The following is a 25,539-nucleotide window of genomic DNA, read 5'->3' on the forward strand; positions in this document are numbered from 1 at the left end:
TGCGATAATCGGTAGCTTATGGCTTTTTGGCGGAACTCCGCACCGCCAGCTCCCTAGCAAACCAGGCAAGCAGAAGCACGCCGAGGGAAAGAGCTGCAAGTATCGCAAAGAAAGGAAGTTGTATTTCAGGGCCAGAGTTCATCACCGGGTTGTCGGGATGCAATACGCGTGCCCCTGGAGAGGTGAGAGCAGAGCCGAGCAGCCACCACATCACCGCAACAAACGCGATATCCATCGCCGCCTTCACTCTGCGACCGTCAACAAGGCCCACAGCAACCAACAGTGCCCCTGCCAGGAGTAGCAACTGAGCCTGAACGATCAATCTCGGGTCTTGTTGCGCGATGGTCAGGAAGCCTTCCTCGGAGCCGGTAAAGTCCCAGGTTTCCATGGCCGCAAAAGCGCCAAGCGCTGTATTTACCAGCCACATCGCCGCCGAAACGGACCTGATTCCGGTCGTCCAGCCATCCAGCTCGCGCCTGCCCGTAGCAAGAGCCGCCAACGCGACCACTCCAAGCAGCGTGAACGCTCCCAGGTTCACCCAGGTCGATGCACCATGGAATATCGGAAGCCGAACGGTTTCCCCCAAGCCCACCACCGGCGGTATCAACCCTGTCAGCAAAACAGCCCCGGTAATCGAAGCAACCGCGCCGAGAAGCACCGCGAATCGCAATCGTGAATCTGCCGTGATCCAAGCCAAAATAGACCTCCTGAACATAGCGTCCATGCAAGCAGCATAACGATAGCACACGAACAGGGCCCCATCTCGGGGCCCTGTCTCACGCGCACATTCGACTACGAACTCACGAATCAGCTAGCTGGCAAACACACCGGACACGGCTCGGCAGTCTGATCCGAGGTCGCGGCAGGAGTGGGCTCCACCGAAGGTTCCGGCACAACTGTAGCATCCACGGAAGGCGTTGGCTCCACGGAAGGGGTCGTCTCATCCGAGCCGTTCGGATCCTCTGGCGTTACGGGGTCTATAGGAACTGGATCAACTGCTGTCAATCCGAACCAGGCGAGGAACTTCTCCATCACGCGGAGCAAACCGGGGGGCACTTGTTCCTTCTGCCCTGCGGCGACCTTGCCTTCGGCCCGGGCGATATTAGCCTGGATGCGCGAGAGCGCGTTCTCGATACCGGTCTTTCTTTCCGGCTCGACGGTTTCAGTCACATCAACCGAAGGAGTCTCGTCGATGGAGTCTTCAGGGTAACCGATTACCACATCGTCGCGGCTTTCGGCGTCATCTCGGTCCTTGTCCTTGTCCTTGTCCTTGTCCTTGTCCTTGTCCTTGCCTGCCCGCTCCGGCCTGCCGCTGGAGCTGTTCATCTTGCGCTCGAATGCTTCTTCCTTCGCATCCCTGGCTCTGTCCGCTTCCTCTTCGGAGCTGTTCATCTTGCGCTCGAATGCTTCTTCCTTCGCATCCCTGGCTCTGTCCGCTTCCTCTTCGGCGCGGTCAAGCTCGTCTTCGGCCCGCTCTCTCTCATACTCTATGCGATCCTGCTCCTGATAATATTCATTTGCGTTGGGCTTGCCGTTGCCCCTACCCGGCTTGTCGTAATCACGCGAACTCGCAAGGACGGCTGCAGGAAACGCCAGCGCGACTGCCACCATCAGGGCCGTTAGCTTCAACATCGGGTTACTCATCGCTGACTCCACCTTCGCTCTCTTGGTCGTCTGAAACGACATCTCGGCATCTATATATATCGGCATTACCAAAATTCCTACACTCACCTAAACGCTGAAAGGTGCCATTTAGTTTCGGGTCAAACTTAATTTTCTTTGCTCACAGAGTTTGAAGGGTACACTTGAGGCATGCCAACTCTACCGCTAGCAGAAGCCATATATCTTGTCGCAGTGCTGGTTGTTGTGTTGTTGATAGCCGATGAGGAGCGCGATACCGGCACTACCCTCGCCTGGCTGATCATATTAATACTGCTTCCCGGCATCGGGCTGTTCTTCTACTTTTTCTGGGGACGCAACTGGCGTCGAATACGCCGTCATAGTCGGATCGTCAAAAAAACCAAGGCCCTGGCGGACAGCGCTCTGGGACCCACCTACGAACTCTACGCCGAGGACGCAAAGAGCCTGGTGGCCGCAGTTCGCCACGACTATATCGACCGCCTGATAGGATTGGTGCAAGCCCAAAACGACACAATCCCACTCCCCGCCGAATCCGTTGACACATTCACCAATGGCAGCGACAAGTTTTCGGCGCTAAAGGCAGACATCGCGAACGCAAAGCGCTTCGTCCATCTCCAATACTTCATCTGGCAACGCGATTCACTGACCGCCGAGATCACAGAACTTCTCTTAGAGCGCTTGGCCGATGGCGTCGAGGTCCGCATCGTATACGACTTCATCGGCAGCATTCACTACAGCAAGGCCGAGATTCACAAGCTCAAACAAGCCGGCGCTCAGGTAGTCGCCGACGTGCTGTCGCTCTCAAAGATCAACTACCGCAATCACTACAAGATCGCGGTCATCGACGGAGAGATCGGCTACACCGGAGGCATGAACATGGGTGCCGAGTACATCGATGGGGGCCCACGCTTCGAGTCCTGGCGCGACACCCACCTGCGCATCACCGGGCCGTTCGTCGCCGAGCTTCAGCGCCTGTTCGCGGGCCGTTGGTTCGAGGCAAAGCAGGAATCCCTGTTCGATCTGCGATATTTCCCCGCTCCGGGGTGTAGTTGCCTCGGACCGATGCTGCATCTTGCCCACTCAAGCATCGACACACACTGGGAGGCCATACGGCACGCGTACCTGCTCGCAATCGCCAAAGCCGAGGAGACCGTGCGTATACAATCCCCTTACTTCGTGCCCGATACGTCGATTTCGGACGCCCTGATCATTTCGGCGCTTTCCGGAGTCGACGTCCGGGTGATGATGACCGGCATCCCCGATAAACGGCTGCCGTTTTGGGCCGCGCACTCGATGATGCCGCGGTTGCTCGAAGCCGGGGTGCGAATCTACCAGTACCGCGCGGGGTTCTTTCACGCCAAATCGATCGCGATAGACTCCAAGGTCTGCTCGATCGGCACCGCAAACATCGACACGCGCAGTTTCTCACTACACAACGAGCTTACCGTCTTCATGTACGACCCCTCGCAGGCCCGACTCACCCACGAAGCCTTCGAAAACGACATGATCCACTGCCATGAGATTACGACGGAAGACCTCAACCGGCTCGGCCATTTCGTACGCTTTCGCAACTCAGTGGCGCGACTCGCGGGGCGTCTGCTCTAAAAGCGCGTTCTTTAGTGAAAATGCCGAGAAGAACCGCTGTCCTCGGCGGCTGGAATCAGCCGGACGAACAGATCCAGCGAATGCTTCAGTTGCCCGTCAAGAATCACATCGATGCGGTGCTTTCCCGCCTTGGTGAACTTGACGCCGGGCATATTGAGGATGATCTGCGCCCGGCCTCCTTCTATGGGGTGCATCTCGCCCAATGAGATCTCCCCGTCCAGCGCCGGAATCACCTCCTCGCCCGCCGGATCCACCAGCTTCAGCGTCAAGTGATGGTTGCCGGCTTCGCCGGGAGCGGCCGCTATACGAAGAGCAAGCGCCATCATCGGATGCACCGCGGGCAAAGCAGGGGTGTTTATAGTCTCGAAGACTCCGGCGATCAGAAGTTTTCCGTCTTCGGTGGTGGCGGCGTAATCGGCCAGCACCGCTAATACAACCTGCAAAATGAGCCTCCTTTTATGATTTATGCGTCAGCCAATGATAAAGTAAATGTGACAGGCGCGCCCTCCGACTAGAAACAATCCGCCATGCATGACGCGCAGAAAGTGACGCCCTCGCCACCTGTTTGGCTCATCGCCGCAACAGGCCTTGCTGTGCTCTTAATCATAACCGCCAGCGCCGCCGTATACTTTGCGCAACGTGATATCTTCAACCAAAGCGCCATCCATTCTCTGGAAACCGTCTCCGAGCTCAAGGTCAATCAGGTAACAGCCTGGAAGGCAGAGCGCTTCCGTGATGCAGACGCCATAACGAACTCTGTCGGCGCGACGCGAATGGCGGGGTGGCTTGCAGACCCCCGAGCTCTTGACCAGTCGTTAGTCGCTCAGTGGCTCTCAGCCTCATATCACTCCGGTTACTACACAGGCGCGGCCCTCGTAGACACCAACGGCGAGATCAAAATGACTGCTGGAGAGACCCTATCGCACGTGGACGAACCAGTGCGTCGCGCGATAGATCTGGCGACAAAGACCGGGCGGGCACAACTAACCGACCCCTATGTCAAGAAAGAGGGTCGGGGCGCACAGATACATCTCGTGGCTCCCCTCTTTGATTCCATTGCCGAGGATCGGCGATTCGTTGGCGCCGTAATCCTTTGCATGAGCGCTGAGGATACTCTTTTCCTCCTACTCGCTATGGATCCCCTTGGCAGCCGAACAGCCGAGTCGGTACTCGTAAAACGGGAAGGGAACTACTCTCGTTTTCTGAATGATCCACGTCATATCGACAACAAAGACCTGTCTTTGAAAATCCCACTGACCCGCGCTGGCACCCCCGCCGTGATGGCGGCGATGGGGGAAACCGGCATCGTCCGTGGAAATGATTACCGGGACGTGCCTGTTCTCGCGCACATGGCGGCTATTCCAGAAACCGACTGGAAAATTGTCACCAAGATCGCTGAGGCCGAGATATTCGCCGGCTGGCGTGTCGGGGAGTGGCTAATCGGGATGATCGCGCTGGGACTGACGATCTCTACTGTCGGCGTCGCCGGACTTCTCTGGCAAAAAATGCGATTCACTCAACTGGAAGCTGTATTCGAGACGGAGCGAGAGCGCCTGATGACAGAGGGGGCGCTTATCGCCAGTAAGCAACGGCTCTCACTGGTGAGCGAGATATCAAGTTATGGATTTTGGGAATACAATATCCGGACAGGTGAAATAGCCACAAGCCGCTCAATCGCAACCATGCTCGGATATGATCCTGATACTTTCGTCGAATCATACTCGACCTGGAAAGACCGGTTACATCCCAAGGACAGGGAGCGGGTGCTTACCGAACTCCTAGGTTACATCAACGGAATGTCTCCGGAATACAAAACGGCCTTTCGAGCGATGAAGGCTGATGGCACGTGGATGTGGACCATGTGCGTCGGAACAATCACCGATCGCGATGGAAGCGGAGCCCCCTTGTGTATGCTCGGGATCGACACGGACATCACCGCCCTCAAGGAAGCGCAGATAGAAGCTACGGTGTCTCGACAACTGTTGCAAAACGTTCTCGACACTGTCCCGGTCAGGGTATTTTGGAAGGATCGTGATTCGCGCTATCTGGGGTGCAACCAGCCATTCGCGACGGATTCAGGGCACACCTCTCCTGCAGAGCTCCTGGGAAAGAGCGACTACGAGATGAGCTGGGTCGAACAGGCGGATCTTTACCGCGCCGACGACCAGAAGGTAATAGACACCGGAGCGATCATGCTGGGCTACGAGGAGCCCCAGACGTCGGCGGAAGGCCGCAGCCGTTGGTTGCGCACCAGCAAGGTCCCTTTGCGGGATGAAAACGGCGCTATCATCGGCGTGCTGGGCACCTACGAAGATATAACCGCCGAGAAGCTCGCAAAGCTCGAGCTCGCCCGTCTAAACGAGAACCTCGAGCAACTGGTGGACGAGCGCACCGAGGAGTTGAGCGAGGCCCTGGAGGAGTTGCAGGCAGTATCGGAAGACCTAATGGAGATGAACGAGCAACTTACTTCGGCCAATGAGGCCAAAACCCTCTTCTTGCGCTCCATGAGCCATGAGCTGCGCACGCCGCTAAATTCGGTGATCGGCTTTTCCTCCCTCATGCTTCAGGGAGCCACAGGGCCAATAACCGATGAACAGCGCAAGCAACTCGAGATGATCAATCACTCCGGCAAGCACCTGCTTGAGCTCATCAATGATATCCTCGACTTGTCGCGCATCGAGGCTGGCCGAGTGGAGCTCCGACCCTCGGTGTTTTCGGTCGATAAACTGTTGCGGGAGCTGGCGGCATCGATCAAGCCGCTGGCTGACAGCAAGTCGCTCGCTCTGACTTACGAAATCTCAGATCCTGACCTGATACTCTCCTCAGATCACGTACGTGTCAGGCAAGTTTTACTCAACCTTTGCAGTAATGCGGTCAAATTCACCGATGAGGGATCGGTCACTGTTCGCGCATGGCGTCGTGCTGAATCAATGATAGCGATCTCCGTGACAGACACCGGATGCGGTATTCCCCCCGAGGATCAAGAGCTTATCTTCGAGGAGTTCTCCAAGGCGCATCGCCAATACCACCCCGAAGTGGAGGGTACCGGCCTGGGTCTCGCGATATCCCGCCGACTGGCAGTCCATCTTGGAGGCAGCGTGAGCGTGGAGAGCAAACCCGGTGCGGGCTCAACTTTCACGCTGCTGCTCCCAGAAAAACCCGCCACTGTCATTGAGTCTTCGTGATACCTTATTTAAAAGTCAAATTCTGGAGGCTGAAAAGTGATCGAAAAGCAACTTAAGCGCTTTGTGTTCGCCCTTGAGCTCGTCGTCTCTGTGGCGCTCATAGTAATCGCTATCCTACTAACGATCTCACTAGGCTACAGTCTACTGTATGCGATCACCGACGATCTCGCTTTCGGCCGAGAAGAGTTCACCGCACTGATCTCTTCTGTGCTGGAGGTCTTCATCGTCATCGAGCTCTTTCGCGTGGCCCTCGCATACCTTACTCATCGCAACGTGGTTCCGATCGTGCTCGAAGCGGCACTTGTGGCGGTAGCCAGGAAGCTCATCGTTTTCGAACCCCAGGGCGACTACCTGATGAGCTCGCTCGGTTTAGCTTCGCTACTAGTCGCGGTCGGCCTTTCGTGGTGGCTTCTGAGCAAATCCAACGCTTGCGAGCCCTACCAGGATCCCAAACACTAGTCGGCGCTGATCGCCTAGGCCCTTCCTTTGGATAGCCTCAGCAGCTCCTCGAGCAGGCGAACGGTAGCATAGGTGTCCAACTTGCAATACTCCAGCAAGTCACGCCGAAGCGCTTGAGCCTCCTCCTCCGTCATGCCGCCAAGCGCCATTCGCAGGTACCGAACACTCGCGGTCTGCCCGTCCCGAACCTCAAGGCCGTCGTAAGAAAGATCCGGGCACCATGCCGGAAGCACATATTTGATACTGGTTCGCCCGCAGTCCATCGGGTGCCTCAAGTTGGCGCGCACGATTTTCTCAAGGTCAAGCAAGCGCTTCTCCACACCTGCGAATTGCGTACGTAAGTGTGGGAACCACTCTGAAAGCCCAGCCAGTATCCGACGCTCATAAGGGCTGTAGTGGACGATCGAGCCGGATTCGCCGAGATCGATGAGCAGGCGCTCCGCAAGAGTGAGCCTGGGATCCTCTCCCGCCTCGGCGAGAAATTCACGATGCTCGATGCTCCCGTCATCGCGATGGACATGTACGGAATACTGGACGGGTACGGCTTCATAGGGGCGTGTTCCCGGCCACAGCGGCAAGGCGGGCATCACAGTCTCGAAATCAAGGTGATAAACCGGCCATATAAGCGACCTCAGTTCAGCCGTTATCGCCGAGGCGTTGACCTGCGGTCTACCTTCGCGAACCACTTCGACGACGGCGTTTTGCTTTTGCGTAAGGCCCGGAAACCCCGCGGGGATGCCCTTGATCGAGTAGATACCGTTGTCAATCAGGAGATGAAGGGCTTTTTCCGACAATCTCGGCAAGTTTGTGATTGGATTTTCAGCGGGCAAAAAAGCGTGGCAATGACCGAAAAACGCGCATCTATACGGCGATGCGCACTGGGAACCGATTCGCACCGCCGGTTCATCACCTGCCAACATCCGCTTGAGATCGCCGAGGATCGCCGGTACTTCGAGCATATGAGCCCTGGCGGCTTCGGTGACATCACTGACCGCAAACAGCTTCGCCGGATCGTGCGAGTTTCCATCAAAGACATAGGAGCTATCGATGTGTATAACCGAGGCACGCCTGACCTGAAGTCCCGCGCCCTCCAGCACATAGGTCTGAATGGCCGCATCGGTTACAAACTGCGACTTGAGTGAAGTCGCCGATTTTACTTCGTAGAAGTCCCAAAGACCGGATCCAGCTTCATCGGAGGCGTTCGCCCCATCGACGCGAACGAGAATGTCGACCCTGACGAGCACGTCATCGAATTGAAATGCCGGCTCGTAGAGGATTTTCTCTCCGGATTCCATCAAATGACAGGTGCTCTTCAGTGCCTGAGCCCTCTGTCTGTGATCTTCTGTGACCTCTGTGCCCCCGGGGAAGAGAGCCTGAGCCAGGCGCCCGATCTCCGAGCCCTGATCAAAAATCCATTGCTGAGTCTCCGTGACAGGATCAGCGGTTTCCGGGGCGTGTATGGAACGCCATAGTGCACGGGGGCACTGCAGTCCAGTTTGATATTTGGACTTCGAAAGCATCCTCATGCTGCTATGAACCCGCCCCGTTCCACTGCTGGGCTTCTGCGGGGAGATGCATCGGCCCACCAATAAAACGGGAACGGGGCGGCGACATCAGGGTGTGGTTGGCGCCACTGAAGGCGTTGCCGGCGCCGCAGCACCCGGACTAACTGGTGCCGGAGCAGCAGGTGTCGTAGGCAGCGCGCCACCGACCGGAGCCAGAACACCGGTCTGCGCAAGGGCAGCACGGATCTCGGTCTCCGCCACTGCCGACTGGCAGAAATTAACTTGTATGCTTGGCGGGTTCTCAAACGCAGTTACTGTACCCACGCCTTCCAGCATTCGAGCCGCCTCAAAAAGCGCCTCTGTCGCTTGCTGAGTATCGACGCCCGGCGCATAGTAATAGACCACTTGCTGGCATTCATCCACGGTAGCCACGTTCAGCGTTGCCTGACCATTTTCAAATCGAACGCCCGCGCCACCTTGAGTGACAACTATCGCTACTAGAACCACAGCAACCGCAATACCTGCGGTAATTATGGCTATGGGAGGCTTTCGCCGGGGAGCCGGATTCGGGGTGGAAGAACTTGTTGCCATAAACAACTCTCCTTAATTACTAGCCAATTATCAATCATGCAGTATAGCACAGCGTAGCACGGCGCGTGCCACTAGGGCGCGGTTGGCGTCGGTGCCACTGAAGGCGTCGGTGGCGGCGCAAAACCTGGGGTCACCGGTGCCGGAGGGGGAGGTGCCGTAGGCGGCGCCCCACCTTGAGTAACAATTATCGCCACTACAGCCACAGCAATCGCAATACCTACGATGATGACGGCTGCGAGAGGCTTTTTCTGAGGAGGCGGACTTGGGGTAGCACTTGCTGGCATAGGCAACTCTCCTTAGTCATGCTAGCCAAATTCTTTCATGTATTAATGTAGCACTGCGCGTGCCATTAGCCGAGGGAGACATCAGGGAACGGTTGGTGCTGGCGCCGAAAAACCCGGAGTCGCTGGTGCTGGCGCCGGAGCGGGTGTCGCAGGCGATGTACCGCCGACCGGAGCCAGAATACCGGCCTGCGCCTGCGTGAGAGCGTCACGAAGCTCGGGTTCCGATATCACCGACTGGCAAAAGCCAATCCGTATGCTTGGCGGATCCTTATATGCGGTGGCTCTGCCGACACCTTCTACCCTTCTTAGCGCCTCAAAAAGTACCTCTGTCGCTTGTTGGGTATCGACGCCATGCGCATAGTAGTACACCGCATGCTGGCATTCGCATACGGTCGCCACGTTTATCGACGCCTGACCGTCTTCAAAGCGAGCGCCCGCTCCCGCCTGAGTGACGATTATCGCTCCTAGAACCGCGGCAATCGCAAGACCTGCGGTGATTATGGCCATGGGAGGCTTTCGCCGGGGAGACGAATTCGGGGTGGAGGAACTTGTTGGCATCGCAACTCTCCTTAGTCATGCTAGCCAAATTCTTTCTTATGCTACAGCACAACGCGTGCCATTCGCTCAACCACGAGGTCACTTTCCGAGACGCCCTAGATCGCGATGGGCAGGGCTGCACTGATACACTACTACGCCTCCACGCGCACGCAAACGCCGTCCGCCTTCTCGCCGAGCGAAGCGGCGGCCAGCTCGCACAACATAGGTAGCAGCAATGGGCTCTCCCCCATCTGCGCCTCACGCACGAGAGCGCATACCGCGTCAATGTACCCGTCGCCCACGAGCGGCAAACAGTTGAGCCGTGTCACCGAGGGACATTTAGTCTCCACCAGTTGGCTCCCTCCGCGCACGAGGATCTCGTGCATCTTCTCGCCAGGGCGAAGACCCGTGAACTCAATCCCGCACTGCACGCCACTCAGCACGATCATTCGCTGTGCGAGTTCAACGATCTTGACCGGCTCGCCCATATCAAGCACGAAGATGTCGCCTCCGTCGCTCATCGCCTGCGCCTGCAGTACCAGGCGTGCTGCTTCCGGAATCGTCATAAAATAGCGGGTGACGTCGGGATGGGTCACCCGGATTGGCCCGCCACCTCGCAGTTGCTCTTCGAAGATCGGCACTACGCTCCCGCGCGACCCCAGCACATTGCCAAAGCGTACAGCGGTCACCCGTAGCCCGCGCCGCGCCGCCTCTAACATCACGCGCTCGGCGACCGCCTTGGTCGCGCCCATCACGTTAGCCGGCTCGACCGCCTTGTCCGTTGAGATCAGCACGAAGTGCTCCGCACCGCACTTACCGCAGGCCTCCAGCACGTTCATCGTCCCGGCAACGTTAGCCCGAACCGCCTCGTCGGGCTCCATCTCCAGGAGCGGCACGTGCTTGTATGCAGCAGCATGGAAAACCATGTCGGGACGCTCTCTCGCGAAAAGACGCTCGACTTTGCGATCGTCGCGCACGTCGCAGATGTGCATGCTCGCTATGCCTGGCGCCGCCTGCTCACACTCCAGGTACATCTCGTAGAGGCGCGACTCGTCGATCTCAAGGAGCATCAGCCGTTTGGGTCGCATCTTGAGTATCTGCCGGCAGAGCTCCGCGCCGATCGAGCCTGCCGCACCAGTCACGGCGATCACTTTGCCGGTAAGCGATGAGGAGATCAGCTCGACATCGATCTCGACCGGCTCCCTGCCGAGAAGATCCTCGATCGACACCTGACGTAGGTCAGCAAGACCGCTGAATTCGTCGTCATCGTAAAGGACAAGGCTAGGGATGATTCTTGTCTTCTTGCCCGCCCGCGTACAGAGATCGAGGACTTCGCGTTTACGTTCCGGAGGCATTGACGGAATCGCTACGAAGATCTCATCGACCGACTGCTCTGCAACTACGCGTTCCAGGTCATCGATCCCGCCGAGGATGCGCCTGCCGCGGATAGTCATACCGTGCTTCCCGAAGTCGTCATCGAGTAAACCGACCACGCGCAGCCCCAGACCAGGCTGATTGTCGATATCGTTCAGCAGGAGCGAACCTGCGTCACCCGCACCCACCACCAACACCCGTTTGCCTGTATGCTCCCGTGGCCGGTTCATCACAACCCAAAGACGGCCCACGCTTCGCAGAACTCCGAGCCCGAGAAGCGCAAACGCCCCCGTAATGACCACAACGCCGTAAGGCACCAGATTCGCGCTACCCGGCGGCGAGAGGATCGCATTCCCTGATAACAGCAACAGTGTGCCCGCTCCTACCGCAGCCCCAAGGCGGAACATCACCTCGGCGCCTACGTATCTCAACACCACGTGATAGAGGCCGAAGACACGAAGTGCCACCAGGTAGACGAGCACCGCCGCCAGGGTGAACTCAATGATATTTCGAGAAAAGACGACGGGCACCATGCCCTCAAACCGGGCAAAATATGCAAGAAATACAGCTACGGCCACAGCCATGCCGTCAACGAGCATCACGAGTGCGCCTTGCACGATCCTCGACTTATGCACCCGCTGCTTCGCGATGAGAACAGGATCCTGCCTCGGCATCCCTCGTTGTTCCTCCTCTATCTTGCCAGCAACTCCACCTCAATCATCACGGTCAAGACGATACCGCGACCTCATCCGCATTATCGCACGTAAACGTTTAGTTGACTGCAGGATGCTTGTGCGCGTAGAGGCGGACAGCGATATAATGCCCTTTGGCTTCTCTTGCTTCTCTTATTGGTAGCGCTGAGATGGTGCCTGACCCCTATGAAAAGAGACGAACTTTGAACTTTCTGCTAACCGGAGGCACCGGGTTTATCGGAAGTAACCTGGCGGAGTTGCTGCTCGCAGACAAGCATAGCGTCACGATACTGGATGATCTTTCCTCCGGGTACCGTGAAAATCTTCATAGTGACGCGACCTTTATTTTGGGCGATATTTCCAGGCCAGGAGTCGTGCACGATGCGGCAAAAGGCGCAGATGCCATATTGCATCTCGCCGCAAGCGTCGGTAACACCCGCTCAATCGAAGATACTCCACAGCGACCCCCGGCCGAGAGACGTACGGGACAGCCTCGCCTGCATCCAGGCCGCCAACGACACACTCGGCTTTACGCCCTCGGTCGACCTGAGAGACGGTCTCGTCAAATATTTGCGCTGGTTGCGTGACGACCCCTTGACCCTGGCGCGTCAATAAAAGCCCAGCGATGGGAATACTCATTAATGCCCATTGGCAAGCGCCTGACGCCAAACGGCTCACCCACTAGTCGGGAGGAGGCATTAATGACTGACATCCTTGACCCGGAAAAATTAACCGAACTGGCCAAACACAGAGAGTGGCCCACTGTCTCGATCCACATGACAATCCACCGAGGCAACGACAGTGCAAGGCAAAACCTCATCCGCTACAAGAACCTGCTAAAGGAAGCCCAGTCCTCGCTTCGGCAACACGGAATGCGTCCCGCCGAGATCGAGACTTTTCTTTGCGCTGCCAAGAAACTAGTCGAAGACGCATCAATGTGGCGTTCGGGCGATGCCCGCGGGCTGGCGGTGTTGCTCGGCAAGACCACCAACCATGTGCTTCGCCTGGATATCGAGGTGCCAGAGGCGGTCATGACAGGCGACCGCTTCCTCATACGGCCGCTCTTGCCGGCGCTTGATAAGGGAGAGCGCTTCTTTGTGCTCGCATTGAGTAAGAATCGGGTAAGACTTTTGGAAGGTGGGCGCTCCCAGATTACGGAGGTAGACGTCGCAGGCATGCCAAAGAGCCTTGCCGATGCGCTCAAGTACGACGATTACGAGCGCCAGGTGCAGTTCCACTCCAGAACCCCCGGGCTTGGCGGAGGAGGCAGGCGCGCAGCGATATTCCACGGGCAAGGCAGCGCCAGTGATGCCGAGAAAGCCAGCCTTTCGAGATATTTTCGCATGATCGACCAGGGACTGAAGGAGTTTCTGGTCGACTCAAGTCCGCCGCTGCTACTGGCGGGCGTGGACTACCTGCTGCCGATCTACAGATCCGTGAACTCTTACCCCGGGCTTGTCGAGCTCGCGCTGACCGGCAACCCTGACGACACGCCAGCATCTGAACTGCACGTCGAAGCACTCGATCTGCTGGAGCCGTATTTCCGAGCCGAAATCGAGCGTGACTTGGCCAACTTCGAGAGCCTGCTAGGGACCGGCATAGCCTCCAACGATATCGAAGTCATCTTGTCGGCCGCCTGTGAGGGCCGGATAAAGACCCTGTTTGTCTCGCCGGATTCCACTACATACGGACACTTCGACACCTCCATCTCAAGAGTAAGAATCGAGGACGAGCCCTCACCGGTAACCCAGGATCTGATGAACTTCGCGGCGATCGAGACGTTGACTCGCGGCGGCTCAATCCACACACTAAGGCCGCAAGACTCCCCGACCGCAGCAGCAATATTTCGCTATTGAGCCTATGCCACTAAAATCTCTACCCGACAATCCATCCCTGGCGATCATCATCCCGGTACTCAACGAGGCTTCCCGGCTGCCCGTGCTGCTCGACCTTATCGCAAGGCAGACAAGGCAGCCGGACGCGATCGTCGTCGCCGATGCTGGATCCGCCGATGCGACTCGCGAGATTGCGTTGGAAGCGGGCGCAAGAGTCGTCGGCGGCGGCTTGCCGGCAATAGGCCGCAATGCGGGCGCGGCTGCCGCATCCACGGACTTGCTGCTCTTCCTCGACGCCGACGTCGAGCCTCAGTCCGAGTGGATCGAGCAAGCTGTCGCCGAGTTTGTCGATCGCTCGCTGACGGTGGCCACCGCTCAGGTGGAGCCGCTGGAGCGCGCTTCGGTAAACGTTCTCGCCTGCGAGGTGGTCAACTTGTACCTGCAACTTATGCAGTACTTTTCGCCGCACGCAGCCGGCTCGTGTATTCTGATCCGCCGAGACGTCCACGAGATGATCGGCGGCTTCAACACAGACGTGATACTCGCCGAGGACCACGACTACGTGCAAAAAGCGGCTACAAAAGGCAAATTCCGGGTGCTCCGCGACACGCCCGCCATGCCCACCTCAATGCGTCGCCTCGAAAAGGAAGGTCTTGTCACCCTCTCGTTCAAGTACCTGTACTCGGAGATACACGTCCTAACAGGCCGGCAAATCAAGGAGATCCCGTTCGAATACGAGTTCGCGGCTTTCGACGATCCCGACCAGGCTTCGATCTTTCGGGAACCCGAGACCTTCCGAGAGCGACTGGGTGAATCGATCGCCAAGCCGCTTGAGAGGCTTTCAACCGGTGTGGTCGACCGCATCCGTCGCCTCGGCGAAAATAAAATGTCCCCTGCTGCGATAAACCGCCTGCTCAAAGAGTTCGCGCCCAACGAAATCGCTGAAATTCGTCAGTACGTCTCAAGGCGAGCGGAAGGTGCGCTGAAGGCTACTCCTGTGATATTGAGGCACATCCGTAAGGCCGGCAAAAAGATCTTGAGCAAGATGACGATCGATATCCGGGGGGACTAGCGGGAGCGCACGTGCTCCAATGTGCGCTTGGCTCTTTTGCGATCCTTTTCGGCCAGCAACCGCTTGCGCAAGCGAATGTTCTTGGGAGTGACCTCGATAAGCTCGTCGTCTTCGATGTACTCCAGGGCCTCCTCAAGGGTGAACGTGACCGGTGGAGCTAGCTGCAGCTCCTTGTCCGCGCCAGCCGCCCGGATGTTGGTCAACTGCTTTGTCTTGGCGACATTGACCACCAGGTCACCCTCCTTGGAGTGCTCGCCGACTATCATGCCTTCGTAGCACATGTCTCCCGGCGAGACGAACAGCTTGCCCCGTGTCTGCAGCGCATCGAGAGCGTAAGCGACAGCCTTGTCCGTTGACATCGCGATCAGCGAACCGGCCTGGCGTCCTCCGATATCCCCACGAAAAGGGCCGTACTCGCTAAACCGGTGAAACAAGGTCGCCTCACCGCGAGTAGTGTTGAGCAGCCTCGTCCGCAGGCCAAAGACTCCCCTTGTCGATATCCGGAACTCCAGATGCACATGCTCATCGCGCTGGATCATCTCGAGCATCTCTCCGCCCGCAGCCCCGAAGACCTCAATGACCTTGCCAGCATACGTCGAAGGGGTGTCCACAACCGCGTGCTCGTATGGCTCTAAAACGGCATCGCCTTCCTGTTTCAAAATCACCTTTGGGCGCCCCACCTGAAACTCGTAACCTTCCCTGCGCATCGTTTCCATCAGCACGGAAAGATGCAACACTCCTCTGCCGGCGACAAACATGCCGCTGCGCTCCTCGGTCTCCCGGATTCGCATCGAAATGTTCGATTCAGCCTCCTTGAGCAACCGTTCCTGTATCTGGCGCGCGCCGACGATCTCCCCTTCCTTCCCCACGATCGGGCTCGTACTCGCCGAGATGATGACAGACATCGTTGGCTCCTCAATCCCGATAGGATCGAGAGCCACCGGATTTTCCCTGCAGGTGAATATGTCGCCGATATCGATGTCTTCGACGCCCACGACCGCACATATCTCGCCCGCAGCGGCGCTTTCCGCCTCGATGCGGCCGAGCGCCTCGAAGGTGTATAGCTGCTTGACCGTGGCCTGATGACGAGTGCCGTTGTTTTTCACCACGAGAACGCGGTCCGCCGAGCGCAAGGTACCTGAAAATATCCTGCCGATCGCGATACGCCCCACATATTCCGAGTAATCTATCGAGCACACTTGTATCGCCAAAGCGCCATTGGGATCCACATCGGGTACTGGGATGTGCTCGAGTATCGCGTCTAAAAGCGGCTCCATGTCCATATTGCCATCATCGGGCTCGCTGCGCGCATAGCCGTTAACGGCACTGGTGTAGATGATCGGAAAGTCCAACTGGGAATCATTCGCGCCCAGATCGGCCATGAGATCAAAGACCTCTCCGATTACTTCATGCGGGCGAGAGCCGGGGCGGTCGATCTTGTTGATCACGACCATCGGCTTTAGGCCATGCCTCAAGGCGTGCCTAAGGACAAATCGCGTCTGGGGCATCGGCCCTTCCATGGCGTCGACAACGAGAAGGCAACCGTCCGCCATGTTCAGGACACGCTCAACCTCGCCGCCAAAATCAGCATGCCCGGGAGTGTCGATGATGTTGATCTTGACGTCACGCCATCTGATCGAGATGTTCTTCGCCAGGATGGTGATACCTCTTTCGCGCTCCTGGTCATTGGAGTCCAGCACCCTGTCTTCAATCTGCTGGTTATCGCGAAAAACCTTGGTTGCCTGCAACAATCGGTCGACAAGCGTGGTTTTACCATGGTCGACATGGGCTATGATCGCAATGTTTCGAATGTCGTTGACTCGCATCGCCTAGCTCCGTACTGTGTGAGTGGATGAACATATCACTGTGCAACGGTGCAGCGTACCATGAAGTAAGCGATACTGACAGACAGGGTGGATGACTCATTCACTGAAGGAGGTAACTCATGAACTTCGGACGACAAGCCTTCGCCGCACTGTTCGTGGTCACAGCTCTGATGGTATTGGCGCTCGGCGCCGGTTGCTCGCGTCAGGTTACGCCGGAGCTAACCCCCCAGCCGGATTCGGCAACTCCCCCATCGCAAGCTGAGACTCCCGCTGCCGCGCCAACTCCGGCGGCCACAAGCAAGATCACGGTCTACTTTGTTCGCGGCGAGGAGGCGGTAGCGGTCACCCGCACCATTGAGGCCACAACGGCCATCGCCACGGCAGCCCTGACCGAGTTGCTCGGCGGACCAACCGCAGAAGAGCGCGCGGCGGATCTGTTCACCGAGATTCCGGAGGGGACACGTCTGCTCGGGCTGACCATCGAAGGTACTCTTGCCACCGTCGACCTGTCGAGCGAATTTGAGTCAGGCGGGGGCACTCTGTCGATGACGCTGCGTCTGGATCAAGTCTTAGATACGCTGTTTGCGTTCCCGACGATCGAAAGTGTCGCGTTTCGGATCGATGGTGCTCCGGTAGAAACCATCGGCGGCGAAGGTTTGATGGTTTCGCCCCCGATAACCCGCTCGAACCGCTAGGATTGGTGCGGGAAAGGCAAACTACCAGCGGGGAACGCCGATGACAAGGATGACATGTCCTCCCTCGTCGAGCATGTCGCCAGCAAATGGCGCCTGATCGTTGACCAGACCGACCCTGTCATCATCGCTTGGCTGATAGGTCGGGCGAGCGACCAGGCCGGATGCGCGCAACCGCGATATGGCTGCCGCCTCGGTCATGCCAAGCGTCTGAGGCACCGCAACCTTGCCCACCCTTTGCGTGCCGCGAGACATCGTAATCGACACCGTCGAGCCGACGGTAAGGGTCGTTCCACCGGAAGGACGCTGCCGCATCACGCTGTCCGGCGGAAAGGTGTCGCTGTACCCCTCGCTTACCGAAGCCCTGAAGCCGGCGGTCTCAAGCTGGTTGATCGCCGTGGACCTTGTCCAGCCCATCACGTCGGGCACCCGCCGCTCATCGCCGAATTGCTCAGGAAAGAGCTCCGATGTGATGCGACCCGGAGCCGCTGAAACCACAAGACGGACCAGCGAGCCATACGGTGCGTAGGTGCCAGCCGCCGGATTCTGGCTATCGACATCCCCCGGCCTTCTTTCGGCCTGGGTATCCGACCTGTAGTCGACCTGGAAGCCGAGCAGATGAAGGCGTTCGACTGCCTCGGCACGGCGAACCCCAACCACGTCGGGCACGAGTACGGTTTCTTCGACTTGAGCGACCCTGTCTGCGTCCCGCTGTATTGCGCCCCAACACACCCAGAGCAGCCACAGCACGAGTAGCACCACGATTACGAAAAGGAGCCTGAACAGCGTTTTCTTGTGTCCCTGGTCTTTTCGGGTGTCTACGCTACCATCGCTCATCGGCCTCCGCCAATCGCCCCCGGCGCCTATGTCTGCGCCACTCTAAAGTTTTCGTGGAGTTACACTTCTATTGTACAAGTATAACAATAAATAGATGTAAACTTGCGAACATGGATGTTAAATCGACAGCAACGCTTCGGCTTTTTGGCCTGTTGCGCGAGTCGGCGCGCGAGCGCGGGATACCGGCCACCCTCCAGCTTGAAATCGACGCACAGGGTACCTCGGCGTTAGAGATCGCCCGTCGACTTGATCTGCCTGTCTCAATGATCGAGGGGGTTTTTGTGAACCATTCGGTCTACGGGCTTGAGCAACTCGTCTTTCCCGGGGACCGCGTCGCGTTCGTTCCGCATGGAACACCAGGGCCACATCGATATACATTGGGGTTGTATACCGCCGGAAAGGGTACAAATTAAGTATCTGTCAATAAGGAGGTAAACATGAGTCAGATTCTTCGAATCAACATGTCCGATCTCTCAGTGACAAAAGAGCCGCTTCCGCAAAAATGGGCGCGCTATGGCGGCAGAGCACTTACCTCGGCGATTGTATTCAACGAAGTGTCCCCCACCGCCGATCCTCTCGGCCCCGAAAACGTGCTGATCTTTGCTCCGGGCACCTTCGGCGGCACCAGCGTTCCAAACGGCGGTCGCATGTCCGTTGGTGCCAAAAGCCCCCTTACGCACGGCATCAAAGAGTCCAACTCGGGAGGACAGGCCGCTCACGCATTGGCCAAAATCGGAATCTCCGCCCTCGTGATCACCGGCAAGCCTGCTGATTCCTCGGCGCGCTATATGCTAACAATTGAGGCCGATGGGTCAGTGGAAATAAGTCGCGTCGACGACTGGAAGGACGCAGGAAACTATGAGGTCGCCGAGGCGATCAAGCCTTTGCGTCCCGCGGATGATCGTTATTCGACGATTACGATCGGACCGGCCGGCGAGGCCGGTATGAAAGCCGCCGGAATCGCGTTTTCGGACATGAAGGGCTTGCCGAACCGGTTCGCCGGACGCGGAGGGCTAGGCGCGGTCATGGGCAGCAAGGGGTTGAAGGCCATCGTTATCTCTGACAAGGGGCTTGGCTACAAAACGCATGCCGACAAAGACGCCTTCACCGCCGCCATGCGCCGCTTCAGCTCGGCGCTAAAAGAGCATCCCGTCTCGGGCCAGGCGTTGCCGACTTACGGCACCAATGTGTTAACCAACATACTGTCAGAGGCCGGCGGCCTGCCCACGAGAAACTTCTCGACCGGCACTTTCGAGGGCGCCGAGGCAACCTCCGGCGAGCGTCAGCGCGAAATCACCCTTGAGCGAGGCGGTGACGTCAAGCACGGATGCCACACAGGCTGCGTCATACAGTGCTCGCGGTACTGGGTCGACAAAGACGGCCACTACAAGACCAAAGGCCCGGAGTACGAAACCGTTTGGTCGTTCGGGGCGGACTGTGGCATCGACGACCTGGATGCCATAGCCGAGCTCGACCGGATTTGCGGCGATTTCGGTCTGGACACGATCGAAACCGGCGCGACGATGGCAGTATATATGGACTCCGGACGACTTGCTTTCGGGGACGCCGAAGGTGCGATCAAGGCGTTGCGCAGCATCTTTGACGCCGGTTCGGATACCCGCGTGCTCGGTGACGGCGCGGAGGCCACCGGCAAGGCATTCGGCACGAAAAGAATTCCGGTAGTCAAGCACCAGGCATTGCCGGCGTACGATCCCCGCACTGTCATGGGCATCGGCGTGACATACGCGACCTCGACGATGGGCGCCGACCACACGGCGGGATACGCTGTGGCGACCAATATCCTGAAAGTCGGCGGAGACATCGATCCCCTGAAGCCGGAAGGACAGGTGGAGCTGTCACGCAACCTGCAAATCGCGACCGCGATGCTTGACTCGCTCGGCCTTTGCATCTTTGTTGCGTTCCCGGTGCTTGACATCCCAGAAGCGTTCGCGGCCATTCATGAGATGGCTGCAGCACATACGGGTGAGAAGTGGGACACCGATGAGTTGATGAGGCTGGGTAGGGAAACCTTGACATTTGAGCGGCTCTTCAACGAGCGCGCCGGCATGGGCGTCGACGACGACCGGCTGCCGGAGTTCTTTATCACCGACAAGCTGCCGCCGCACAACATCGTGTTCCAGGTCTCCAACGCGGAGATCGACACCCTCTTCGACTTCGTACCTGAAACCGCGAAGCAGATGGGTATCGCGTAGGGCTGGAGGTTTTGCGGGTGAAAGTCGACATAGCACTGTTCGCATCGCTCTCGGCTTTGCACTTATCGGAAGTGCCGGGCGGGCGAACGCGTACGTACGAACTCGCGGACGGAACCACGATCGCCGATGTCATTGAGATGCTGGGGCTGCCCGATCAGCCCCGCATCACATTCGTCAACGGACGACACGCCGATGAGAGCGCCGAGCTGCAAGAGGGCCAGCGCTTGGCGATCTTTCCTCCGGTGGCAGGCGGCTAGCCGTGAGAGCCGAGGAGAGCTTGTCCGCCGGCCTTGCGGAGGCGTCGATCCCCGCGGAACCTGAACTGCGCGCGATCCTCGCCGCTTCCAGCGTCGCAATCATCGGCTGCGGCGGCCTGGGCAGCAACATCGCATCGATGCTTTTGCGCTCGGGAGTTCTAGCTATGACTCTCATCGATTTCGACGTCATCGAAGAGTCCAATCTCAATCGCCAGCTTTTCTTCCGAGACCAGATCGGAATGCCCAAGGTCATGGCGTTGTCCGAAACGCTTATGCGCATCGACCCAAGGGTGTCGTTGACGCTGCGTCAGGAAATACTCACCGCCGACAACTTCGAAGCCCTCGTCGGCAAGCCCGACGTACTCGTCGAGGCGGTAGACAGCGCCGAGACCAAGGCGCTGATCATCGACACCTGGGCCAGGAAGATGCCGGCGATTCCTCTGGTGGCTGCTTCGGGCCTGGCCGGATGCGCCTCGGCGAACTGCATCGCCACAGAGGAGCTCGCCGAGAACTGCTGGATCGTGGGCGATCACGTCGCGGACGTCCGAGAAGGACACCCCCTGCTGTCCTCCCGTGTCACCGTGGCGGCCGCGCACCAGGCACACGCGGCGATACGCCTATTGCTGGGGCTCAGGGCCGCCTGATCCTGGCGTGTGTGCGGGCCGAGCCCGTCGTCACCCCACGCCGGGAAGCGAGCTCAGCTTGCCGAGCGCGGCGTCGATGACCGCATGATCAGACGAGCGTACCGTGACATGCCCGACTTTCCTGCCGGCCGCCGGTCGCTTGCCATACAGGTGAAGATGCGCGCCGGGAACGGAGAGGACCTCCTCGGCAGAAGGGATCTCGCCAACGATGTTGAGCATCGTCACGCTCTCCAATGCCGCAGTGTCGCCCAAAGGAAGACCGGTGATCGCCCTCAAGTGATTCTCGAACTGGCTTGTCTGCGCACCCTCGATCGTCCAATGGCCGGAATTGTGGACCCGGGGAGCGAATTCGTTGGCGACAAGCCCGGATTCGGTGTCGAAGAGCTCGAGCGTCAATACGCCGACATAGCGCAAGCTCTCGAGCAGGCTCGTCGCCATTTCGCTTGCCGCATGAGTAGCCGCGTCGCCGGGCCTGCTTATGGCCATGCGTAAAATACCTTCGCGGTGAGTGTTCTCTGACAGCGGATAGATCGCTATTTCCCCGCTCTGCGCGCGAACTGCAATTACTGACACTTCCCGACTGAAAGACACCAATCGCTCGACGATCGCCGGCTCTCGGCGGATAGCCTCCCACGCGGGCGCGACTTCCTCTTCCGAGGAGATCACAATCTGGCCTTTTCCGTCATATCCGAATCTTCTCGTTTTCAAAACCGCGGGCAGCCCAATTGCGGCGATGGCCGAATTGAGCTCTTCCATGCTGGAGACAGGCGCAAAATCGGCAGTTGGTATGCCGAGCTGACGAAAGAGATTTTTCTCCCGAAGGCGGTCCTGTGACATGCCAAGCGCGATAGCCGACGGAAATACCCGCACCCGGTCAGCGAGCGTCTGGATGCTGCTCTCGGGCACGTTCTCGAAATCGAAGGTCGCCACATCGACTTTGTCCGCAAAGGCAGCCAGCGCGGTCGCATCATCGTAAGAAGCGCAGATCAGCTCTCCGGCATCCGCCGCGCAGGCATCCGGCGCGGGGTCGCAAAAGACGAACTTCATCCCCAGAGGCAGACCCGCCAGCGCCATCATCCGGGCAAGCTGACCCCCGCCGAGAACGCCAACGATCATTTGGGCGGCTCGCCCGGGTTCGGGTTTTCCAGGACGCGAGCTGTCTGCGCGCTGCGGTATTCGACAAGCGCGTCAGCGATTTCAGGGTACTTGCCGCCAAGTATCGCCGCCGCCAGCAAGGCGGCATTCGTAGCGCCGGCTTTTCCTATCGCAAGGGTACCCACCGGAATGCCGGCAGGCATCTGAACGATCGACAGCAACGAGTCAAGACCGCTCAACGCCTTTGACCGCACGGGAACGCCTAGCACGGGAAGGTGGGTTTTGGCGGCAACCATGCCCGGTAGATGGGCGGCCCCGCCCGCACCGGCGATGATGACCTCGATTCCTCGCTCGGCGGCCGTCTGCGCATAGGCGAACAGCTTGTCCGGTGTGCGATGCGCCGAGACAACCTCGGCCTCATACCCTATCCCGAGCTTCTCAAGGGTCTCCGTGGCATGACACATGGTCTTCCAATCGGATGACGAACCCATGATCACGCCCACCAGAATCGTCATGATCTCACTCCACCATCCTTATGAGAACTTGTCAGCCCGCAAGATTTCCACATTGGATACGAACCATATGATCGCGTAGTTCGGAAAATAGTGCTCGACGAGGTGCCGCTCTATGGCTTCGGCGATTTTCTCACCGCAAATAATCTCTATACGGATGTTGGCCGCAAACTCGTGATGCGCGTCCCTTACACCACGCTCGCCCTTGCCTCTCGCGTCAGTAACCGTAAATCCATGAACTCCGAGCTGCTCGAGTTCCTTCGTCAATTTGTCTTCGATCAGAGCTTCAGTGACTATCGTGACAAGCTTGCGGGTAAACGTCTCCACTTTCTTTGACCTCCACTACTTCGGGGTAGCAAAAACAGAGCTACCTGGTTCATGAACACACATCACACTCATTTTATACCCGAGGGCCATGCAAATTTCTCGGCAGATATCGTTATGTTCCAGAATCTTTGTCATAAAAACAAGCGGCGTTTATCGCACGGCCCGCGCTTGCTTGGTGGGTTGCGCTTGCCGCACGTTTGAGCCGGTCGGCGACCGCCTCCCAATCTTTGAGCGCGGGAGGCGCCTCGACCAGAATCATATCGCATCGCATGTGATCGAGCTCGCGCATCGTGGCATAGAGCAGCCGGCCGTACTCCGCTGGCTCCGGAGAGATCATCACCCATGCGCATCCGGTTGCAACTTCATCTGAAGGCGCGGGAGTCCTGGCGATGACCCCAACTGAGCGCCCGAGGGAGATCAACTCCAGAACCTGCGTCACCAGCTCGGTGGAATCGACGAGATGCAAAGGCGTCTCGGGGGCGTAGTGGGCGGCGAGTGAGCCCGGGGTTTTCGGCGGCGCAGGCTCCCCCTCCCGACTGACGCAGCCGCCTCCTTCGGTGTAGCCCGCGTGCCCGAGCGCCGAGTCGATGTCCTCGGCGGTCACAGCGCCAAGCCGTAATATCTGCGGTCTTGCGGAGGTCAGATCGACTATCGTTGACTCGAGTCCCACCGCGCAAGGCCCGCCGTCAAGAATGTAATCGACCCGATCGCCGAATTCCTCGGCGACATGCTCGGCGCGGGTTGGAGAGATCTTCCCGAACCGGTTTGCCGACGGCGCTGCGACTCCTCCGCCGAACTCGGCTAAAACCTGCAGCGTCAGCGGGTGATTCGGAACTCGCAAGGCAATCGTATCCTGCCCCCCGGTAACCGCGTCGAGCACAGCAGGAACTCGCTTGAAGATCATGGTGAGCGGCCCTGGCCAGAATCGCGAAGCGAGTATGCGCGCGGCCGGCGAAATCTCGTCGGCCCACTGCGACAGCTTGTCAATCCCGCTGATGTGCACGATGAGGGGATGATCGGTGGGGCGGTTCTTGAGCGCGAAAATCTTCGCCACAGCCTCCGGGTTCAAGGCGTCGGCTCCGAGCCCGTACACGGTTTCCGTGGGTAGCGCGACGACTCCCCCTTTGCGTAATATCTCAACCGCTCTGGTCACATCTGATCTCATCTGGGGTATACTCTCCACCGCTGCGAACAATATTTGTTCGACGAGCATGAAATATATCTGGCCTCATGTCCAGATGCTCAATTCATATCAGGCAGGCAATTCATGCCCAAACGGGCAACGAAAAAGAAAGGCCTTTGGTATGGCCGGTAAAATACGTATAGGACTCCCTCGCGCGATGCTTTACCACAAGTACCATGTGCTTTGGTCGACATTTTTTGAGGAGCTCGGTTGTGAAACCGTGGTAAGCCCGCAGACCAACAAGCGCATCCTGAATCGCGGCGCGGCGCTCTCTGTGGACGAGTCCTGCCTGTCGATGAAGATATTCCTCGGCCACGTCGAAGCGCTTCGCGACCGGGTGGATTACATTCTCGTGCCTATGATCGCCTCCGAGATCAAGGGCGAGGAAGCCTGCGTGAAGCTCATGGGAGCGTATGATATCGCTCGGCATTCGGTGGATGGCATCTCCTTGCTCACCTACATCGTCAATCACCGCCGAGGCATCCCCGAAAAGCGCGAGATGCTCAAGCTCGGCCGCAAGCTCTGCCGCAATCCATTCAAGGTGCGCTCGGCGTATCGCCGAGCCAGGCTCAATCAACACGCACACGACCGTGAGCTGGCGCGGGAGCAGTACTCGCTGGAAGAAGAGCCGTGGGATCGACCGCGAATCCTGTTGGTAGGTCACGCATACAACAACCACGATGAGTTCATCGGCATGCCGATAAAAAGGTTCCTGGAATCTTTGGGAGTCACAGTTTTTGACTCCGAGGCCCTCGATCACGACCTCGCGCGCAGCCTTTACTCGAAGATATCGACCGACGTGAAGTGGACATACAACAAGCAGCTTCTCGGCGCGGTCGAGTACTACCGTGACAAGGTCGACGGCATGATATTCCTCGTGACCTTCCCGTGTGGCCCGGACTCGCTCATGATCGAGCTTTGCCAGCGCAAGATCAAAGACGTGCCGATCGCCACGCTCGTTTTGGACGAGTTGACCGGGGAGGCCGGCTTGCGTACCCGTCTGGAAAGCCTGGTTGACATCTTGAAGATGGAAGCCGCTGCAAAAGGACGAGGGCAGGCGCTCCCTGAAAGTGCGAAGGAGGAGCTCGATGAGTCAGCGTAAAGTCACCTTCCCGCACATGGGTGAGTACTGGATCGGATTCAAGGGACTGGCCGAGCGGATGGGTTGTGACG

The 25,539-nt window shown here is 58.3% G+C and carries 26 protein-coding genes; 12 read left to right on the forward strand and 14 right to left on the reverse strand.

The window, feature by feature from the left end:
• Nucleotides 1-16 precede the first annotated feature (16 nt).
• Together KGZ89_07160 and KGZ89_07165 are read right to left on the reverse strand one after the other, a co-directional pair.
• Entirely contained in the window at nt 17-697 is a 681-nt protein-coding gene (locus KGZ89_07160) for a hypothetical protein (GenBank protein MBS3974625.1), read from the reverse strand.
• Nucleotides 698-807: 110 nt separating this feature from the next.
• Nucleotides 808-1,710 carry a hypothetical protein gene (locus tag KGZ89_07165; GenBank protein MBS3974626.1) on the reverse strand — a complete coding sequence of 301 codons (903 nt, stop codon included), beginning with the start codon at nt 1,708-1,710 and terminating at the stop codon, nt 808-810.
• 102 nt (nt 1,711-1,812) lie between these two features.
• On the opposite strand from KGZ89_07165, the gene cls reads away from it, so the two are divergent.
• Nucleotides 1,813-3,246, forward strand: coding sequence for a cardiolipin synthase (cls, locus tag KGZ89_07170; GenBank protein MBS3974627.1), 1,434 nt, complete (start codon nt 1,813-1,815; stop codon nt 3,244-3,246).
• 11 nt (nt 3,247-3,257) lie between these two features.
• On the opposite strand, the gene KGZ89_07175 is transcribed toward cls, so the two are convergent.
• The gene (locus KGZ89_07175) at nt 3,258-3,689 is read right to left on the reverse strand and encodes a hypothetical protein (protein MBS3974628.1); all 432 of its coding nucleotides are present in this window, start codon (nt 3,687-3,689) and stop codon (nt 3,258-3,260) included.
• Nucleotides 3,690-3,773: 84 nt separating this feature from the next.
• Between KGZ89_07175 and KGZ89_07180 the strand changes: the two genes are divergently transcribed.
• Together KGZ89_07180 and KGZ89_07185 are read left to right on the forward strand one after the other, a co-directional pair.
• Nucleotides 3,774-6,431, forward strand: a complete 2,658-nt coding sequence (locus KGZ89_07180) for a PAS domain-containing protein (protein MBS3974629.1) — start codon at nt 3,774-3,776, stop codon at nt 6,429-6,431.
• A gap of 36 nt (nt 6,432-6,467) precedes the next feature.
• The gene (locus tag KGZ89_07185) at nt 6,468-6,890 is read left to right on the forward strand and encodes a phosphate-starvation-inducible PsiE family protein (GenBank protein ID MBS3974630.1); all 423 of its coding nucleotides are present in this window, start codon (nt 6,468-6,470) and stop codon (nt 6,888-6,890) included.
• Between the two features lie 14 nt (nt 6,891-6,904).
• Here KGZ89_07185 and KGZ89_07190 read toward each other — a convergent pair whose 3' ends face one another.
• The 5 genes from KGZ89_07190 to KGZ89_07210 form a co-directional block, all read right to left on the reverse strand.
• On the reverse strand, nt 6,905-8,416 hold the full coding sequence (locus KGZ89_07190) for a DUF2779 domain-containing protein (protein ID MBS3974631.1): 1,512 nt from the start codon (nt 8,414-8,416) through the stop codon (nt 6,905-6,907).
• Nucleotides 8,417-8,503: 87 nt separating this feature from the next.
• A complete protein-coding gene (locus tag KGZ89_07195) occupies nt 8,504-8,986 on the reverse strand; it encodes a hypothetical protein (GenBank protein ID MBS3974632.1) in 483 nt (160 codons plus the stop codon).
• Nucleotides 8,987-9,057: 71 nt separating this feature from the next.
• Nucleotides 9,058-9,270, reverse strand: a complete 213-nt coding sequence (locus KGZ89_07200; GenBank protein ID MBS3974633.1) for a hypothetical protein — start codon at nt 9,268-9,270, stop codon at nt 9,058-9,060.
• An 81-nt stretch (nt 9,271-9,351) separates the two neighbouring features.
• Nucleotides 9,352-9,828 (reverse strand): hypothetical protein, encoded by a 477-nt coding sequence (locus KGZ89_07205; protein MBS3974634.1) that lies wholly within the window; start codon nt 9,826-9,828, stop codon nt 9,352-9,354.
• A gap of 131 nt (nt 9,829-9,959) precedes the next feature.
• A complete protein-coding gene (locus KGZ89_07210; GenBank protein ID MBS3974635.1) occupies nt 9,960-11,855 on the reverse strand; it encodes a polysaccharide biosynthesis protein in 1,896 nt (631 codons plus the stop codon).
• A gap of 221 nt (nt 11,856-12,076) precedes the next feature.
• On the opposite strand from KGZ89_07210, the gene KGZ89_07215 reads away from it, so the two are divergent.
• The 3 genes from KGZ89_07215 (at nt 12,077) to KGZ89_07225 (ending at nt 14,780) form a co-directional block, all read left to right on the forward strand.
• Nucleotides 12,077-12,460, forward strand: coding sequence for an NAD-dependent epimerase/dehydratase family protein (locus tag KGZ89_07215; GenBank protein ID MBS3974636.1), 384 nt, complete (start codon nt 12,077-12,079; stop codon nt 12,458-12,460).
• Between the two features lie 114 nt (nt 12,461-12,574).
• Nucleotides 12,575-13,729, forward strand: a complete 1,155-nt coding sequence (locus tag KGZ89_07220) for a hypothetical protein (protein MBS3974637.1) — start codon at nt 12,575-12,577, stop codon at nt 13,727-13,729.
• A gap of 4 nt (nt 13,730-13,733) precedes the next feature.
• On the forward strand, nt 13,734-14,780 hold the full coding sequence (locus KGZ89_07225) for a glycosyltransferase (GenBank protein MBS3974638.1): 1,047 nt from the start codon (nt 13,734-13,736) through the stop codon (nt 14,778-14,780).
• On the opposite strand, the gene typA is transcribed toward KGZ89_07225, so the two are convergent.
• Nucleotides 14,777-16,606 carry a translational GTPase TypA gene (typA, locus tag KGZ89_07230; GenBank protein MBS3974639.1) on the reverse strand — a complete coding sequence of 610 codons (1,830 nt, stop codon included), beginning with the start codon at nt 16,604-16,606 and terminating at the stop codon, nt 14,777-14,779. The two genes, KGZ89_07225 and typA, sit on opposite strands and share 4 nt — an antisense overlap.
• A gap of 119 nt (nt 16,607-16,725) precedes the next feature.
• Here typA and KGZ89_07235 point away from each other — a divergent pair, with 119 nt between their 5' ends.
• Complete coding sequence (locus tag KGZ89_07235; GenBank protein MBS3974640.1) at nt 16,726-17,301, forward strand: GerMN domain-containing protein; 576 nt, start codon at nt 16,726-16,728, stop codon at nt 17,299-17,301.
• Between the two features lie 21 nt (nt 17,302-17,322).
• Here KGZ89_07235 and KGZ89_07240 read toward each other — a convergent pair whose 3' ends face one another.
• A complete protein-coding gene (locus tag KGZ89_07240; protein ID MBS3974641.1) occupies nt 17,323-18,135 on the reverse strand; it encodes a PASTA domain-containing protein in 813 nt (270 codons plus the stop codon).
• Between the two features lie 110 nt (nt 18,136-18,245).
• Here KGZ89_07240 and KGZ89_07245 point away from each other — a divergent pair, with 110 nt between their 5' ends.
• The 4 genes from KGZ89_07245 to thiF are packed head-to-tail and all read left to right on the forward strand — an operon-like array spanning nt 18,246 to nt 21,249.
• The gene (locus KGZ89_07245; protein MBS3974642.1) at nt 18,246-18,548 is read left to right on the forward strand and encodes a MoaD/ThiS family protein; all 303 of its coding nucleotides are present in this window, start codon (nt 18,246-18,248) and stop codon (nt 18,546-18,548) included.
• 24 nt (nt 18,549-18,572) lie between these two features.
• Nucleotides 18,573-20,348: an aldehyde ferredoxin oxidoreductase gene (locus tag KGZ89_07250; GenBank protein ID MBS3974643.1), complete on the forward strand. Its 1,776-nt coding sequence runs from the start codon at nt 18,573-18,575 to the stop codon at nt 20,346-20,348.
• Between the two features lie 17 nt (nt 20,349-20,365).
• Nucleotides 20,366-20,605, forward strand: a complete 240-nt coding sequence (locus KGZ89_07255; protein ID MBS3974644.1) for a MoaD/ThiS family protein — start codon at nt 20,366-20,368, stop codon at nt 20,603-20,605.
• 2 nt (nt 20,606-20,607) lie between these two features.
• On the forward strand, nt 20,608-21,249 hold the full coding sequence (gene thiF, locus KGZ89_07260) for a sulfur carrier protein ThiS adenylyltransferase ThiF (GenBank protein MBS3974645.1): 642 nt from the start codon (nt 20,608-20,610) through the stop codon (nt 21,247-21,249).
• Nucleotides 21,250-21,279: 30 nt separating this feature from the next.
• Here thiF and KGZ89_07265 read toward each other — a convergent pair whose 3' ends face one another.
• The 4 genes from KGZ89_07265 to KGZ89_07280 form a co-directional block, all read right to left on the reverse strand.
• Entirely contained in the window at nt 21,280-22,365 is a 1,086-nt protein-coding gene (locus tag KGZ89_07265; GenBank protein ID MBS3974646.1) for a 5-(carboxyamino)imidazole ribonucleotide synthase, read from the reverse strand.
• Entirely contained in the window at nt 22,362-22,859 is a 498-nt protein-coding gene (gene purE, locus KGZ89_07270; GenBank protein MBS3974647.1) for a 5-(carboxyamino)imidazole ribonucleotide mutase, read from the reverse strand. The genes KGZ89_07265 and purE overlap by 4 nt, the downstream gene beginning before the upstream one ends.
• 18 nt (nt 22,860-22,877) lie before the next feature.
• Entirely contained in the window at nt 22,878-23,183 is a 306-nt protein-coding gene (locus KGZ89_07275; protein ID MBS3974648.1) for a transcriptional regulator, read from the reverse strand.
• A gap of 112 nt (nt 23,184-23,295) precedes the next feature.
• Nucleotides 23,296-24,396 carry a threonylcarbamoyl-AMP synthase gene (locus KGZ89_07280; GenBank protein ID MBS3974649.1) on the reverse strand — a complete coding sequence of 367 codons (1,101 nt, stop codon included), beginning with the start codon at nt 24,394-24,396 and terminating at the stop codon, nt 23,296-23,298.
• 91 nt (nt 24,397-24,487) lie between these two features.
• Between KGZ89_07280 and KGZ89_07285 the strand changes: the two genes are divergently transcribed.
• The gene (locus KGZ89_07285) at nt 24,488-25,468 is read left to right on the forward strand and encodes a 2-hydroxyacyl-CoA dehydratase (protein MBS3974650.1); all 981 of its coding nucleotides are present in this window, start codon (nt 24,488-24,490) and stop codon (nt 25,466-25,468) included.
• Nucleotides 25,469-25,539 lie beyond the last annotated feature (71 nt).

It is taken from the genome of Actinomycetota bacterium (genome assembly GCA_018334075.1).
In the GTDB taxonomy this organism is placed as follows: domain Bacteria; phylum Actinomycetota; class Coriobacteriia; order Anaerosomatales; family UBA912; genus JAGXSC01.